Source organism: Microcoleus sp. D2_18a_D3 (genome assembly GCF_036702455.1).
Classification (GTDB): Bacteria; Cyanobacteriota; Cyanobacteriia; order Cyanobacteriales; family Microcoleaceae; genus Microcoleus.
Genome location: NZ_JAUBTK010000068.1, coordinates 1 through 16,370 on the forward strand (window position 1 = coordinate 1; position 16,370 = coordinate 16,370).

Consider the following 16,370-nt stretch of genomic DNA (forward strand, 5'->3'; position numbering starts at 1 on the left):
TTCACCATCGACGCTCTAACCCTTGCTGCTACACCCATCTGAGTTTTGTTAAGAAAGATGTGAGTAAGGCATAGCTTCTTAAGGGGGGCTAGGGGGGATCGAGAGGATGGTGGACTCGCTTTTAGCTAAGTCTAGCTCGCCGTTTAGGTGCTTCCGACGCTATGATTCTAGAATCATTTCCCGATCGCACCGTCGTTGGTTTGGTAAATCCGTGGGTTGATGCCGATGCTTACCCAGAGGAAATTGAACAAACAATTAGAGAAAATGATTGAGATCGGAAAAAATGACACTAAAAGAATTAGAAAAAAAACTCCTTGCCTTAACTCCAGGTGAAAAAACTCAGGCCATACAGCTATTAGTTCAAAGTTTAAGCAATACTTGGCAAGGAATAGAAAAAACTCCGGGCGTGTGCGGCGGCGATGCTAGAATTGCCACGACTCGCATACCTATTTGGTCGCTGGTAAATTATCGCCTTCTGGGTGCAAATGATGTGCGGATTTTGCAAGATTTTCCTCATTTGAGTGCAGCAGATTTGGCGAATGCTTGGGCTTATGCTGAGGCACACCCAGAGGAAATTGAAGCAGCGATCGCTAGAAATGAGGAAGCCTAAAACATGGCGGGAATTTGCTATAATCTAACTAATATCAAATCCGAGCGATCGCACTTATGACTATACAAGAATTAGAAACTCAAGTTTTAACCTTAAATCCCGCTGATAAAGCTAAACTCATCAGCATCCTAACTCAAAATTTAACCAACGGTTCTTTAGGCATTAAAAAGACTCCCGGTGTCTGTGGAGGGGATGCCTGTGTCGGCAATACTCGCATACCAGTTTGGGTACTGGTGGGTTATCGCCGTCTCGGATGCAGCGATGCGGAACTTTTTAAGTGCTATCCCCATTTGACTGCGGCTGATTTAGTCAATGCTTGGGCTTATGCTGATGCTTACCCAGACGAAATTGAACAAGCAATTAGAGAAAATGATTGAGATAGCAAACTATGACACTGAAAGAATTAGAAAAACAACTCCTTGCATTAACTCCCGCTGAAAAAACTCAGGCAATACAGCTATTAGTCCAAAGTTTAAGCAATACTTGGCAAGGAATCGAAAAAACTCCCGGCGTGTGTGGTGGTAGGGCTTGTATTGCGGGGACTCGTATTCCTGTTTGGGTAATGGTTGAAGCTCGTCGTATAGGATATAGTGAAGCCGATTTGCTAGAAAATTATCCCACTATTAGTGCGGCGGATCTGGCAAATACCTGGGCTTATGCTGATGCCTATCCTGATGAAATTGAACTGGCAATCCGAGAAAATGAGGAAGCCTAAAACATGGCGCGTTTATATTCAGATGAGCAATACCCAATAGCTGTTGTCAGAATTCTGCGAACTCTCGGTCACGATGTTTTAACTGTTCAAGAAGCAGGAAATGCTGGACTTAAAATTCCTGACGATCGAGTGTTAGAATTTGCAACGAGTGATGCTCGATCGGTGTTAACACTCAATCGGCAAGATTTCATCCGACTGCATCGCATCCAACCTAATCATTCTGGTATTATTACCTGCACTAACGATCGCAACTGGGGAAGGTTGGCATCACGTATTGATGAAGCTATTTTTGCTGAAGAAACATTGACTGGCAAATTGATTCGGGTAATACGTCCCCAAAGCTGAAAAAAAGCCCCTCGCCCTTCCCCACCTCACAACCTTATAATTAAATCCCCCATTGCTCCCAATATTAGGTAGAATTATTGGCGTGTCTGAGGATAAACTATATGCGCTTGGTTAAATATATTGCGATCGCCATTATCAATGGTTTCGGTGTCGTCATCGGTATTATTTGGGTTGCAGTTCCCGCCACAGTGGCTCAACCTTCCCTAAACTACCAACTAGCACTCTCTGGGCGACAGCCAGAGGCCGAAACTCCGCAATCCCTCCCCGAACTTTACAAATTGCGCGATCGGCTCAAAGTACAATTAGATAACCTTGCCAAAACTCCCGACAGCGCCCCGTTTCCTGCAGAACTTTGGAAATCAGCAATCCACCGTCAGCAATCTCAAACTCTGACGCAGCAACTCCAAAACGTTCAGATTCAGATTCAAATAGAAGAAACAGCCAAATATAATTGGGACGAGGCTGCTAAATTTGCCGCCCAAGCAGTCTTAATTGGACGCACTTCTAATCCTTCTTCTGCTACTTGGGAACAGTCGCAACGCCTGTGGCAAATTGCTATCAATACGCTGCGACTCATTCCTCACGATTCTTTTTTGGCCGATCGGGCGATCGACAAAACCATCGAATATCAAGGAAACCTCAGTGTCGCTACCTATGAAATGCAAGTTGCACGTTCTGTTGAGAAAGTTAGAGCCGAGGAAGAAGAGATAAGAGAGCGAGCCCGCAAAGAGCAAGAGAAAAAAGAATTTGCTCGTCGAGAAATAGAGAGAAAAGAACAAGAGAAAAAAGAACGCGCTAGAAAAGAACTAGAAAGACAAGAATTCCAAAGGCAAGAATTAGCCAGGAAAGAGCTAGAAAGGCAAGAATTAGCCAGGAAAGAACTTGAAAGGCAAGAACTTGAAAAGCAAGAATTAGCCAGGAAAGAACTTGAAAGGCAAGAACTTGAAAAGCAAGAGTTAGCCAGGAAAGAACTTGAAAGGCAAGAAGCAGCCAGAAAAGAACTTGAAAGGCAAGAACTTGAAAAGCAAGAGTTAGCCAGGAAAGAACTTGAAAGACAAGAACTTGAAAGGCAAGAATTAGCCAGACAAGAACTTGAAAGGCAAGAGTTAGCCAGACAAGAATTAGCCAGACAAGAACTTGAAAGACAAGAGTTAGAGAGAAATCAGCAAGCAACTCCTCAACCAACTCCTGAATCAACTGCAACACCAACTCCCGCCCCAGCTACGCCTGCTGCGTCCCCGCCGAACTTTTTCTTTGCGGGAGATACCAACAGAGATGGCCAAATTAACGAGCAAGACGAAGCCGGAAAAGAACAATGGTCTTTGTCCAAGGGCGCGCTAATTTCATTTAACGATCGCAATAATGATCGCGGCAAGATACCGACTTGGAAACAAACCAAAGTTAGCGCTCCCCGCCGTGCAGCAATGCTTTCTCAAGTTAACTTAACACTGTCGGAAAACTTCAAAACCTCTCAACTATTTATCACGGCTGACAGCATTGCTAGCCCTCACATCAGCGTTTTTCAGAAGACGGGCGACGGCTGGCAACCTGTAGATATATCCGGTGCTAAACCTCTAGTTTTCAGCACGAATATTGTTTTAGGTGTGGAAGCCAAACAATTTGCCGATCGCAATTGGAACGGCACTGTTAATCTCAAAGCAACTGCCCAAAGCAACGGTCAAGAAATCGCCTCCACCACAATCCAAATGGGCGTTAGTCCTTGGATGATAGCGCCCAATACAGCACCAGTAACCGAAGTTCAGGTCAGCGACAGAGGCGCGGTAAACAGCGAATTTATCTCGCAACTAAAACAAGCAGTAGAACCGACGGGCGCTAAAGTAAAAGTTCTCCAGGGCGATCGCACTTGGATGCAAGATACCCAGAAAAACGGCTACGTTCAATTGCCCGAAAAATCGGATCTACGCCTGTTTAATGTCGCCCTAAAAAGCAATAGCGAACCAGAGAAAAACCCGCCTGTTAAATTAACTCAAGACCGGGATTTGAAAGTAGTTAAAATTGGCAATCCTCGTTCTTTAGACCCTGTAAGTCAGTGGTCTGACGGATACGGCAATTTGCAGGTAACACCGCCGATCCCCGGACACCCAATGGGTCGAGTTTATTACGGGAATTCGGGAAATGCTTCTTTTAATCCAGAGGTACTTGATTTTATTCAAGCTCAGCGAATTCAAGGGCCGCCGGTGGATATTGATACTTCTTGGCTTTTGACTCGCCAAGTCGATGAAATTATCAATTTTATTCCCACTCAAACTCCCGGACAATATGTAATGGCGATCGCCAGTCCCGAAGCCGGAGTTAAGCTGTTGGAAGAATTGGAGGGAAGAGGTTACGGCGATGTGACGATGAATCGTGGTTTGAGCACTCAAACAACTGTCAGCGCCGCCTTGCAAAATCGCGCTTTAATTCAACACAATCTCTATTTGCAAAATCAGAAACTTAATCCGATTATAGAGAAGTTGAAAAGAGAGTTTTTACTCCGAGACGACCAAATTATTCAAGTTCCGGTGATGTTTGGCTACAGCGGTTATGCTTGGTGGCCAAATATGGTCAATTCGGTGCCAGTTAACGGCAAGTTGTTAGTTTCAAATCCGCGCGGGCCAATGATTGACGGTGTAGATTACACTCAAGAAAGATTGCGCCAACTGCTGCTTCCTGCTGGCGTCAGCGTTAGTTTTCTGGATGACAGGTATTATCAAGAATTGAAAGGAAACGTGCAGTCGGCGACGAATACTGTGAGGAAGCCAGAAGAGCGGCCTTTTTGGCAGTCTTTGCCTAATAATTACTAATTGGGAATCGGGAATGGGGAATCGTGAATTAGGAATCGTGAATTAGGAATTTGTAGGGGCGGGTTCACCAACAATACTCGCCTGTAACGAACAATCTCATAAACCCGCCCCCACCCAACAGTAAACCTCAATATACCTCATAAACCCGCCTCCCTATGCTAATATTTAGCCAAACTATGCTAGGAGTTTAACAGATGGCTACCCTGCAAATAGAAAATATACCAGAGGAATTGTACGCGAGACTGCAAGAGTTAGCCGCGGCTCAAAACCGCTCGATTAGCGCGTTTGCGATCGCCATTTTAGAAGCCGAGTTGTCAACAGAGACAAAACCCCTCTCAGGAAAACGTAAAAAGTCTGTAACAGAAATATTGGCAGAAATCAGCCACCGTCGCGAGTCTCGTCCGGCCAATATGGGGATGATACTAGATAGTACCGCTTTAATTAGAGAGGAACGCTACAAATAATAATATCTTGCACCATTTTTATGAACAGGCAAGATGCCTGTTCCACAAAAGTACCATTTTTATGTTTGGTGGTTTCTTGTTACCAGTAAAAAGATCGATCGCTATAATATAGATACGACATTCCCAGCAGCCAAACCGCTGATTAACTATGACACTAAAAGAATTAGAACCGCAACTGCTTTCCCTGACGCCGCCTGAGAAAGCTCAAGCAATACAGATATTAGCTCAAAGTTTAGCTAACACCTGGCAGGGAATTGAAAAAACTCCCGGTGTTGTCGGCGGTAATGCCAGGATTGCAGGGACTAGAATTTCTGTTTGGGGATTGATAGAGTCTCGTCGATTAGGTGCAACTGATGCTCAACTTTTAGAAGATTATCCGCATCTTAGTGCTAGCGACTTGAAAAATGCCTGGGCTTATGCTGAAGCATTTCCTGACGAGATTGAAGCAGCGATTAAGTTGAACGATATAGACTAATATCATGGCAGGTTTGTATGCAGATGAACAATTCCCGCGGGTAGTAGTTGAATTACTTCGCGCTTTACGTCATGATGTGCTTACTGTACAAGAAGCGAGTAATGCAAATCTGGGCATTCCTGATGAAGATGTCCTGGCTTTTGCTGTCACAAAGGAACGGGCAGTTTTAACACTCAATCGAATCGATTTTATTCGACTGCACGCTTCACAACCTAATCATGCTGGTATCATTGTCTGCAAAGACGATCAGCAGGACAGACAGAGGATGGCTACACGTATTTCGGAGGCTATTTCTAATGTGGAAACATTGAGAGGAATGCTGGTTAGAGTCAATCGTCCATCTCAATAAGTAACAGAGATTTAAAAAGTTGGTAAATTGCGATCGCCCCAGCAGATAGATTTCTCGATCGACACGGACGGCATTTTGTCAATAGCCGTGCCCTATGGGTGCTGTGCAGGCGATCGCACCAGTAACGTAAAATGTCTAAAAGCGGTATTTGTAAAATAAATTTAGCCCCATGAGCGACGAACAGGAAAAAAAACAAATTTTGACTCAGCAACCGGAAACAATTTCCCCTACCAGCGATGAGTTCGATCGCACTGCAATTGCCAGTGCCGATGCAACTTCCGCACCAGCAGAAACTTCCGCAGAAATTGCCGCGCCAGAAGATATTTCAACCCCCATCCACGAAGCCGAAACAATTCCAATTGCCGCCGATAGTACGCCGGAAACAACTCAAATTACAAGTTATCCGCCTCCAACAATTCCAACTACCAACCCAGAACCAAAACCAGCCCGAACTTGGCAAATCTTAGCAGTTTTTCTCAGCGGAATGTTAGTCGGTTCCGTCCTTAGTCTCGGCAGTTTGCTAGCGTGGAGAATGTATCAGGAAAGAGCGAACCTTCAAATCAAACTACCCGCTGACGTACCCCTCCCCGAAAGCCCTCCGCCTGTCGCCACACCGCCCGCCAACCGCCGGCCCGGACTTCCCCCAGCACCCGGAGTGGCAGGGCCAGCCACAATCTATCCGTCGCCTCGTCCCACTCAAATACCCTCCCTGTCTGGTGTTCCGCAACAAGCTTCGCCCTCGCCGTTGCCTTCTCCTTCTCCTTCTCCCGCTGTGGTTGAAACCCCTGTAACCGAGCGAGTTTACTTTCAAGCCGGTGCTACGGGAACTACTCTGAGCAATAGTTTGCGAGCCAACATATCCAGGCGCTACTTACTGGAGTGCAATAGCGGCCAAAGCATGACAATAAATGTTCAAGAAGGTCAAGTCAGCGCCGCAATTATTGCTCCTAACGGTGAAAAGTTAGGTACTGCTGATAGCACAGGTCAGTGGCAAGGTCAACTAGCTAGTAGCGGCGATTATACTATTGAAATTTCAGGCGATCGCCAAGCAAACTACCAAGTTAAAATTGAAGTCAAATAGCAACTATAATTGTATCAGGGGGTAGTTACAAAATACATCAGCCCCCCTGTTGCTAATTACAAATTACCAATTACTTATTACCAATGATCGCACAAGTATCTGAAAACATCTACGAAGCAAAAACCCAGGAAATTGCCAAAGAAATCCTGAAGGCAACTCAAGACAAAAAGCGATCTTTTTTCGGTCAACTGCAAGACCAAATGCGCTGGGACGACAAATTAATGGATTGGGCGATGGCTAGCCCCGGACTGCGGGTGCAGTTGTTTCGATTCATCGACTGTTTGCCGGCACTCCGCAGCAAGCCGGAAATTGCCCGCCACCTGCAAGAATACCTGACGGCCCAAGAGGTAGAATTGCCCGAAGCATTGAAAAAATTGCTCAATTTTACTAACGCTGAGTCGATTCCTGGACAATTGGCTGCGACGACGGTTGCGCCTGCGGTGGAAACTTTGGCGCACAAGTATATTTCTGGGGAAAATATCAAGCAGGTAGTTAAAACTTTAGAGCGGCTTCGCAAAGATAAAATGGGTTTTACAGTTGACCTTTTGGGGGAAGCTGTTATCACTGAAACTGAAGCGCAAATTTATCTTAACCGCTATTTGGAATTGATGGAGGAACTGGCGAAGGCAGCGAAGAATTGGCCGCAGGTAGATGCAATTGACAAAGCGGACGGCGAAACTCTGCCGCGAGTGCAAGTATCCGTAAAGTTAACGGCTTTTTATTCTCAGTTTGACCCTTTGGATGCTAAAGGTAGTGAGGAGAAAGTAAGCGAGAGAATTCGCATTTTACTGCGTCGCGCGAAGGAGTTGGGCGCTGCTGTTCATTTTGATATGGAACAGTATGCTTACAAAAGTTTAACTCTGACAATTCTCAAAGACTTATTGTTAGAGGAAGAGTTTCGCAGTCGCACGGATATTGGAATTACATTGCAAGCATATTTGCGCGACAGTGCCCAAGATTTGCGAAACCTGATTTCCTGGGCAAAAAAACGCGGAAATCCGGTAACTGTGCGGCTGGTAAAAGGTGCTTACTGGGATCAGGAAACTATCAAAGCGATGCAGAAAGATTGGCCGCAGCCGGTCTACAATGACAAAGTTGCTACCGATGCCAATTTCGAGCAGATGACGCAGTTGCTGTTAGAAAATCACGAATATTTGTATGCAGCTATTGGCAGTCATAATGTACGATCGCAAGCGAGGGCGATCGCCATTGCCGAAACTCTCAATATACCGCGCCGCCGCTTTGAAATGCAAGTGCTGTATGGCATGGGCGACAAATTGGCTAAGCTTTTGGTCGATCGAGGTTATCGCGTTCGAGTCTACTGCCCCTACGGCGATTTGCTGCCGGGAATGGCTTATTTGATCCGCCGTTTGCTGGAAAATACCGCCAACAGTTCTTTCATCCGGCAAAGTTCCGAAGAAATGCCGATCGAACAATTATTAGCCGCGCCCGTTGCTAACGGAAATGACCAGCTAGTTTACAGCAAAGTATTTCCCAACGTTGCCGATACCGACTACGCCAATACCAAATTGCGGCAACAAGCAGAAACAGCCATCAAATCAGTGCGCGCCAACTTAGGTAAAACTTATTTACCGCTAATCAATGGCGAGTACCAAAATACTGAAGCAACAGTTAACTCACTCAACCCTTCCAATCCCACAGAAGTAGTCGGCACCATCGGATTGCTTTCCGAAGCACAGGCGAAACAAGCCCTTGAAGCAGCAAAATCAGCCTCCACCAGTTGGCGGAAAACCCCTGTACGCCAGCGTGCAGGCGTCCTCCGCAAAGCCGCAGAATTGATGGAACAGCGGCGGCACGAACTGTCAGCTTGGATGGTGTTTGAAGTCGGCAAACCCGTCAGAGAATGCGATGCCGAAGTCTCCGAAGCTATTGATTTTTGCCGCTACTACGCCGACGAAATGGAACGGTTAGAACAAGGAAAAAATTACGACATCCCCGGAGAAACTAACCGCTATAGCTATCAGCCGCGCGGCATTTCTTTAATCATTTCGCCTTGGAATTTTCCCCTCGCCATTCCCGTCGGCATGACAGTTGCATCGCTGGTTGCTGGTAATTGTACTTTACTCAAACCTGCGGAAGTTTCCTCAGTAATTGCAGCAAAAATCACAGAAATTTTGCTGGAAGCCGGAATCCCCAAAGGCGTATTTCAATACGTGCCTTGCAAAGGTTCAACCGTCGGCGCTTACATGGTGAAACATCCTGACGTTCACATGATTACTTTCACCGGTTCTCAGGAAGTAGGCTGTCAGATTTATGCCGATGCTGCAATTTTGCAGCCGGGGCAAAAACACCTGAAAAGAGTAATTGCTGAAATGGGCGGCAAGAATGCAATTATTGTCGATGAAAGTGCGGATTTAGACCAAGCAGTTGCAGGCGTAGTTTATTCGGCATTTGGATACAGCGGCCAAAAATGTTCCGCTTGTTCGCGAGTAATTGTGGTCGAATCGGTGTACGATAATTTTGTGGCAAGATTGGTAGAAGCGACGCGATCGCTCAATGTCGGCCCCGCAGAAAATCCCGGCACTCAAGTCGGCCCTGTGATCGATGCAAATGCCCATTCGCGCATCCGCGAATACATCGAAACAGGCCGCGCCGAAGCTAAAATAGCTTTAGAAATGCCGGCACCGGAAACCGGTTATTTTGTCGGCCCAGTCATTGTTACGGAAGTATCGCCCACAGCAACTATCGCCCAAGAAGAAATTTTCGGCCCGGTTTTGTCGGTGATTCGGGCAAAAAATTTCAGCGAAGCGATTGCGATTGCTAACGGTACGAATTTTGCTTTAACCGGCGGATTGTATTCTCGCACGCCTTCGCATATCGATCGAGCCGCATCCGATTTTGAAGTCGGAAACCTGTACATCAATCGCGGAATCACCGGCGCTGTGGTATCGCGACAACCTTTCGGAGGCTTCAAACTTTCGGGAGTTGGTTCTAAAGCTGGCGGCCCGGATTATTTGCTGCAATTCCTCGAACCCCGCACCATAACCGAAAATATTCAGCGGCAGGGTTTTGCACCGATTGAAGGAGTGGATGATTAATCTCAAACTCGTTTGATTAAGATTTGATACCCGACTTCTTAAAGAAGTCGGGTATATGCTATCTTGGTTTCAAGAAATCGGGGTTCGGCTATTCTGTTGTTCTAATTGAATTTACTTAAAATGGAATCTACAAAAAATGGTAGTCGCCTAAATTCTCACCATCCTTCACTTGACAAGTGGGTGAGAGTTTTAATGATAGTTATATTAGTCCTGGGTATATTTTTTCGTTTCGCCAATCTCGACAAAAAAGTTTACTGGCTAGACGAAGGTTACACTTCTCTGCGGATTTCGGGTTATACAGAATCGGAATTTGTTCAAGAGTTTGGTGACGGTCAAATCAAGGAAATAAAAAGTCTACAAAAGTATCAGCGGATAAATGCAGATAAAAGCGTTTTTGACACCGTAAAAGGATTGGCAATAGAAGAATCTCAACTTACTCCCCTGTACTTTGTAGCAGTGAGATTTTGGGTGCAACTGTTTGGAGATTCAATCGCAGTAACTAGAAGTTTGTCGGCGGTTTTTAGCGTGCTGGCATTACCTTGTATGTATTGGCTATGCTTAGAATTATTTGAGTCATCGGTGACAGCTTGGTTAGCAGTTGTCATAATAGCTGTATCGCCTTTTCAGGTAGTTTATGCTCAGGAAGCTCGACCTTACAGTTTGTTTGTCATGTTAATTTTACTGTCAAGCGCGGTCTTGCTACGAGGAATGCGCCTAAAAACTAATAGTAGTTGGGCAATTTATGCTGTAACATTAGTAGTGGGATTTTATTCTCACCTCTTATTTGGAATAGTTGCCATAGGACATGGAATCTATGTATTAATTATCGAAAAATTCCGGTTTAACAAGACGGTAATTGGCTATTTGCTAGCATCAATAGCAGGATTGATTGCTCTGTCTCCTTGGATTATAGCTTTTATAAAAAATTCTGGCAATGCCACTGATAAAACATCCTGGCTGTCTCTGAGAAGACCTGTTTCAGAATTGATGAAAAATTGGGTTTTGAACATTAGCAATCAATTTTTTGATGTGGGATTTTACTGGAATTTGCCACGACCATATTTGATCTCTACTCTACCAGTTATTTTAATGATTTTAATAATGGTCGGGTATTCTTTTTATTTACTTGTAAGTAAAACTGAAATGCGAGTTTGGTTGTTTGTTGTGACCTTAACGTTCGTGATAGTAGGGATTTTATTACCAGCGGACTTAATTAGGGGAGGGATTCGCTCTGTCAACACTCGTTACATGATTCCCTGTTATTTAGGAATCCAGATATCTGTTGCTTATCTTTTTACTCAACTTCAAGTTACAACCCAATTACAAAAGCTGTGGAGAGTAGCTCTAGTTGTTCTGCTCTCAATTGGAATTGCGTCTTGCTGCCTCTATGTGTCTGCAGATAATTGGTGGAATAAATCTGGCTCTCTTCTTAACGTTTCGATCGCCCGTACAGTCAACTCAGCTTCTAAGCCATTAATCATAACAGACTTTTCAGAGTATATTGTATGGGATATCGGCAATTTACTCGGTATGAGTCACCAACTAGATCCCAAAGCTAAATTATTACTAATGTCACCTCAAAAGAATGTTGAAATTCCGGGAAATTTTAACGAGATATTTTTGTACAGTATTTCTCCCGAATTAAAGACCAAAATTGCCAAAAGTTATCAATATAAAATACAAACTATATATGCGGAAAATGACGAAATGATCCTAGGCAAAATAGTCAATAAATGATATTTTATATAGTAACAGCAGGTGAGTTTGTTTAAAATGGAATTTCCGAAAAATTGCGATCGACTAAATTCTCACAAGCCTTCACTTGACAAGTGGCTGCGATTTTTAATTATCGCTGTATTAGTCATCGGCATTTTCTTTCGGTTCGCCAATCTCGATCGCAAATTTTACTGGATCGACGAAACATATACTTCTTTGAGAGTTTCGGGCTACACCGAAGCCGAAATAATCAAACAAATTTCGTACCAGAAAATAACCTCGCCCTCGGATTTACAAAAATATCAGCAGATAAATTCAGAACACAATTTAACTGACACGCTACATTCTTTAGCAACAGAAGACCCCCAACACCCTCCTCTGTATTATGTACTAGCGCGATATTGGGCGCAGTGGTTCGGCAGTTCCGTTGCAGCAATGAGAAGTTTGGCCGCCGTGATTAGCCTGCTAGTATTTCCGGCAATTTATTGGCTGGCTTGGGAGTTATTTGAATCTTCAGCAGTAGCGTGGATGGCGATCGCAATTTTCGCAATTTCTCCCTACCACATCCTATTTGCCCAAGAAGCGAGACAGTACAGTTTGTGGACGTTAACTACTATTTTATCCAGTGCAGCCTTGCTGCGAGCAATGCGCTCTGACGAAAATCAAAATCCTCTCGCCCTCGTTTTTTCCTGGGCGCTTTATGCAGCCACAGCAACACTGGGATTGTACACCCACTTGTTATTTGTCTGCGTCGCTGCCGCCCACGCAATCTACGTCGCAGTTATTGCCAACTGGCGCGATATTAAAACATTCATTGCCTATTATATAGCAGCTTTCATCGCCTTGATGGGCTTCATGTCTCCCCTCATAAATACTGTAGAAAACTTCAATCAAGTTAGAAGCACAACAGCATGGGCTGAACAGACAAATTTCTTAAGATTAGTCAGCAGGTGGGTTGGTTCCATCACCATAGCATTTTTTGATATTGGCATTGATGGAACTGCCAACTCCACACAACTAGCCTTGGTAATTCCAGTTGGGATCATGATTCTAGCTTTAGTCGGCTATGCCCTTTATTATCTATGCCGACAAACACCAAAGCGAGTGTGGTTGATTGTATTGTTATTAATTGCAACAACTGCTTTGTTTTTAGCAGTACCTGATCTAATCAAGGGTGGAAGGCGATCGGCAAATCCGCGATATTTAGTTCCTTGTTATGTGGGAATTCAGCTAGCATTGGCTTACCTGCTGTCTGCGAAAATTAGTAACAATTTGGAAAAGTTTAAACAGCAAAAACTGTGGAAAATAGTTATAGTTGCCGTTTTTTCCGCAGGTATTATATCCGGTGGAGTTAGTTCTCAAGCAGATATTTGGTGGAATAAAGGCAGCGGTTGGTTGCGCGCCTTGGAAGTAGCTGAGACTGTCAATCAAGCCAGCAATCCCCTAATTATCAGCGATGCCAATATCGCACATATCATGCCTTTAAGTTATTACCTAGAACCAAAAGTCAAACTGCTAATAGAACCCCGCTGTTACACTTCTTGCTACAAAAATCGAGAATTGGCAAAGAAAAAACCGCAACCCCCGCAAATTCCCGGCGGTTTCAGTGAGTTGTTTTTATACAGACCGTCCTCTACTTTGCGATCGGCAATTCAGCAACAAAACTATCAAATAGCTCCGGCTGACACTAAAGTCGATCTTAATCTGTGGAAAATTACCAAGAAATAATCTCAAACATTAAGGCCAAAAACACGGGGTGGCTGCCAAAAAATAAATGTATTATTCACTGCGACATACTGGCAATAAACGGCTTTTTTGGAAGTATGTCGCAAGTATAGTTCGATAGGTTGGCTTTTCATGGTAAGCTAGAAATTAATAGTCAAAAAATAACATCAAAAATCTCCAATGACTGTCACTGAAACCTCCAACATTCGTAAGCTGCTGTGTGATCCAGACTTAGGTCTGATTCCTCACCTAGAAAAGTGCCTGAAAGATTTGCACTCATCTGCGATCGCCAGTGGAGAGAAATTCAAGGTAGAACCTTACGATATAGAACTCAAAAGCTGCCACACCCAGAAGCATCCCAACGACCAAAAACCCCTCGTCACCCAGTCAGTGTTAATAAAAGTTCCCCTGACTGGGAAAGTTCAAGACAAGATGCACCTATATCTGATCGCAACTGAGTTGCAGAACCAAATCGACGTTAAAATTATCGACTGGAGTGCCTTAGAACGCCGCCAATACGACATTCAGGGCATCCCCTTAAAGCAGCCGATCACCAAAATAGACGGCCAGATGAATTACGAGTTAGTATTCGATCGACCAACCTACTGCTGCATCACCCTGTGCCGCCAATTTGACTTAACTTACGCCGCCAATTTTTAATACGAATTCCCAAAAGTAGGGACACGGCATTGCGTGTCCGGCGGGGGGAGTATGACACGGCATTGCGATGTCCCTACGGTTCGCTTTTAATAATTGGTAGAAGATTGAGGATTGTAGATCGATCGCACCAAATCCAATTCAAACCGCTCGATTCGCAGTTTCCGCAAGAATCCTCTTAATATCAGCAGGAGTCAGACTCGGATTAGCTTGCAACATCAAAGCTATCACGCCGGATACTTGTGGCACTCCCATTGAAGTACCGGCAAAATATCGATAGGGAATCCCCGGTTGAGAAAGCGGCACAGTTGAATAAACATCACTAGAATCCGCCCTACCACCGTCGCCGCCCGGAGCAACAAAATAATTAATAGTCTCCGTACCAGCCCGGTTAGAATACTCCCCAAACAAGCCATTTCGGGTAACACCACCGACAGCAATTCCTACCTCATTGGCAAACCGAGCCGGATAATCTACTTGTGGACGAGCATCATTTCCCGCCGCCGAAATCACGATCGCGCCTTGAGCTTCAGCCGCTCGAATCGCATCCAATTCTTGATCGTTCAACTGTAGGCCGCCCAAACTCACATTAATGATCTTCGCTCCATTTGCCACCGCATAATTAATAGCATTAATTTCATCCCGAATTTTACCCACCCCGGCCCTATCGAGTATTTTCAAAGGCATAATCTTCGCAGTTGGAGCCGTTCCCGTAATCCCAACCCCATCTTTTTTCGCAGCAACTAAACCCGAGATATGAGTGCCGTGATTGTTATCATCCATCGGGTCATTATCGTTGTTGACAAAATCCCATCCTCGGAAATCGTCAACAAAGCCATTGCCATCATCATCAACCCCGTTGCTAGCTTTATTGCGACCGATCGCATCAACACCAGTTTCCCCCACATTGCTCCAAATATTCCCCGTCAAATCCGGGTGATTGTAGTCCACTCCGCTATCAATAACTGCCACCACAATTCCGTCTCCAGTCAATCCCTGGGCCCAAACCTCTGGAGCTTTAATTAAATCTCTGCCCCAATCCTCGCCGCCCAAGTCGGGAACATCAGGAAAAGTTGCAGTACCTTGAGCTTTAGCAACTGCCGCCGCTGCATTCACCAAACCGAACCCAAAACGAGAGTCAAAACTCTGCAAGTTGCTCGCATTGTTAGTAAAAACAGTTGCCGGGGTTGCAGACAGATTGAGGGAGAAATTTGTACTGCCTTGGTATTGATAAACTCGGACAAAGTAAGTTCCTGCGGCTAAACCGTTGATGTCGAGCGACTCCGGCGATAAATCCGGTTGTTGAGAAGAAGCAATAATATCGGTGAAGTCAATAGAATTGTCGCCGTTAATATCTTTAATTAGAGCAACGTCAACATCCGCCGTCAAACCGCTGACAGTTAATTTAAAGTCGCTAGTTGCAGGCAAAATAAAGCGGTAAAGGCCGTCTGGCCGAGCATTGCTAACCGAGTCTGCGATCGTTTGAGTGCCACCCAAAACGCCTAAATCGCGAGCTTGATCCAGTTGGTTGCCCAATACGGTAGTTGCAGAGATGAATGTATCGGCGAGGTCTTGTGGAGATGCGTTGGCTACCAAGCCTAAAATAGCATTGGATTGGCGAATTTTAATTAATGTATTGGAAATACCGGGGGCGATCGATATTTCTTCGAGAATCAAGTCAGCTTCGGTAAGATTGTCAGTCAGGCCGATCGAATCCACAAAACTGTTAAAGTCAGTAATAACGTCAGCAGTAGCCGGATCGGAGACTGCGGAGTCGCTGCGGAGGACAAAGGTATCTGGACTTAAACCCCCTGTCAGCGTATCTTTGCCGCCATCGCCCACTAAAACGTCGCTGCCAGAGTCACCGTTGAGCACGTCATCTCCCTTACCTCCCTGCAAGGTATCGCTGCCGGCATCGCCAAACAGGAAGTCTGCGCCGGCACCACCGTTAAGCAAATCGTTGTCTGCACCCCCCAACAGGGTATCGGAATTGCTGCCGCCGAGAATGCGATCGTTACCATTATCACCGCTGATGCGATCGGCATCCGACGAACCGACAATAAAATCGTTGCCTCCGAGGGCAAAAAGTCCGTTAGGATAAGGAGTCAAAAAGCCCTGAGTCAAGGCGAAACTGTTGGGGCTATCATCTAAAAGATAGGAAAAACCGTCAGGGCTCGGGCCGGCCATAGAAATGTACTCCTAGCGAGGTATATCGATCTAAATTTTAGATTTTAAATTTAAGTTTGTGGTTAAGAAAGCCCTAAATAGTCTGTAAGGGGTGCATTACGCACAGTCTGTAGAGGTCTGCATAGGTTAGGTTAAATAGATTTATTCCGTCATATCATGTCGTGTAAATTAACCACAATTCCG

14 protein-coding genes are annotated in these 16,370 nt (G+C 45.0%); 13 read left to right on the forward strand and 1 reads right to left on the reverse strand.

The annotated features are described in order from the left end of the window. Window positions 1–283 precede the first annotated feature (283 nt). The 13 genes from QUB06_RS25310 to QUB06_RS25370 all read left to right on the forward strand — a co-directional run bounded on the left by QUB06_RS25310 (window position 284) and on the right by QUB06_RS25370 (window position 14,003). On the forward strand, window positions 284–610 hold the full coding sequence (locus tag QUB06_RS25310; protein WP_333437625.1) for a DUF433 domain-containing protein: 327 nt from the start codon (window positions 284–286) through the stop codon (window positions 608–610). A 56-nt stretch (window positions 611–666) separates the two neighbouring features. Next, window positions 667–987, forward strand: coding sequence for a DUF433 domain-containing protein (locus tag QUB06_RS25315; protein WP_333437626.1), 321 nt, complete (start codon window positions 667–669; stop codon window positions 985–987). Between the two features lie 11 nt (window positions 988–998). Beyond that, a complete protein-coding gene (locus QUB06_RS25320; RefSeq protein ID WP_333136494.1) occupies window positions 999–1,325 on the forward strand; it encodes a DUF433 domain-containing protein in 327 nt (108 codons plus the stop codon). Window positions 1,326–1,328: 3 nt separating this feature from the next. Continuing rightward, entirely contained in the window at window positions 1,329–1,670 is a 342-nt protein-coding gene (locus QUB06_RS25325) for a DUF5615 family PIN-like protein (protein WP_333172513.1), read from the forward strand. Window positions 1,671–1,771: 101 nt separating this feature from the next. Next, the gene (locus tag QUB06_RS25330; protein ID WP_333437627.1) at window positions 1,772–4,474 is read left to right on the forward strand and encodes a protein-arginine deiminase family protein; all 2,703 of its coding nucleotides are present in this window, start codon (window positions 1,772–1,774) and stop codon (window positions 4,472–4,474) included. 194 nt (window positions 4,475–4,668) lie between these two features. After that, a complete protein-coding gene (locus QUB06_RS25335) occupies window positions 4,669–4,938 on the forward strand; it encodes a FitA-like ribbon-helix-helix domain-containing protein (RefSeq protein ID WP_333437628.1) in 270 nt (89 codons plus the stop codon). 148 nt (window positions 4,939–5,086) lie between these two features. After that, the gene (locus QUB06_RS25340; RefSeq protein WP_333437629.1) at window positions 5,087–5,413 is read left to right on the forward strand and encodes a DUF433 domain-containing protein; all 327 of its coding nucleotides are present in this window, start codon (window positions 5,087–5,089) and stop codon (window positions 5,411–5,413) included. A 4-nt stretch (window positions 5,414–5,417) separates the two neighbouring features. Then, window positions 5,418–5,762, forward strand: coding sequence for a DUF5615 family PIN-like protein (locus tag QUB06_RS25345; RefSeq protein WP_333437630.1), 345 nt, complete (start codon window positions 5,418–5,420; stop codon window positions 5,760–5,762). 169 nt (window positions 5,763–5,931) lie between these two features. Then, entirely contained in the window at window positions 5,932–6,843 is a 912-nt protein-coding gene (locus QUB06_RS25350; protein ID WP_333437631.1) for a hypothetical protein, read from the forward strand. Between the two features lie 83 nt (window positions 6,844–6,926). Continuing rightward, window positions 6,927–9,902: an L-glutamate gamma-semialdehyde dehydrogenase gene (pruA, locus tag QUB06_RS25355; protein ID WP_333437632.1), complete on the forward strand. Its 2,976-nt coding sequence runs from the start codon at window positions 6,927–6,929 to the stop codon at window positions 9,900–9,902. 120 nt (window positions 9,903–10,022) lie between these two features. Then, window positions 10,023–11,639 carry a glycosyltransferase family 39 protein gene (locus tag QUB06_RS25360; RefSeq protein WP_333437633.1) on the forward strand — a complete coding sequence of 539 codons (1,617 nt, stop codon included), beginning with the start codon at window positions 10,023–10,025 and terminating at the stop codon, window positions 11,637–11,639. Window positions 11,640–11,675: 36 nt separating this feature from the next. Further along, window positions 11,676–13,346 (forward strand): glycosyltransferase family 39 protein, encoded by a 1,671-nt coding sequence (locus tag QUB06_RS25365; protein WP_333437634.1) that lies wholly within the window; start codon window positions 11,676–11,678, stop codon window positions 13,344–13,346. Window positions 13,347–13,523: 177 nt separating this feature from the next. Beyond that, window positions 13,524–14,003 carry a hypothetical protein gene (locus QUB06_RS25370; protein ID WP_333101727.1) on the forward strand — a complete coding sequence of 160 codons (480 nt, stop codon included), beginning with the start codon at window positions 13,524–13,526 and terminating at the stop codon, window positions 14,001–14,003. A gap of 138 nt (window positions 14,004–14,141) precedes the next feature. Here QUB06_RS25370 and QUB06_RS25375 read toward each other — a convergent pair whose 3' ends face one another. Next, window positions 14,142–16,187, reverse strand: coding sequence for a S8 family serine peptidase (locus tag QUB06_RS25375; RefSeq protein WP_333437635.1), 2,046 nt, complete (start codon window positions 16,185–16,187; stop codon window positions 14,142–14,144). Window positions 16,188–16,370: the final 183 nt, after the last annotated feature.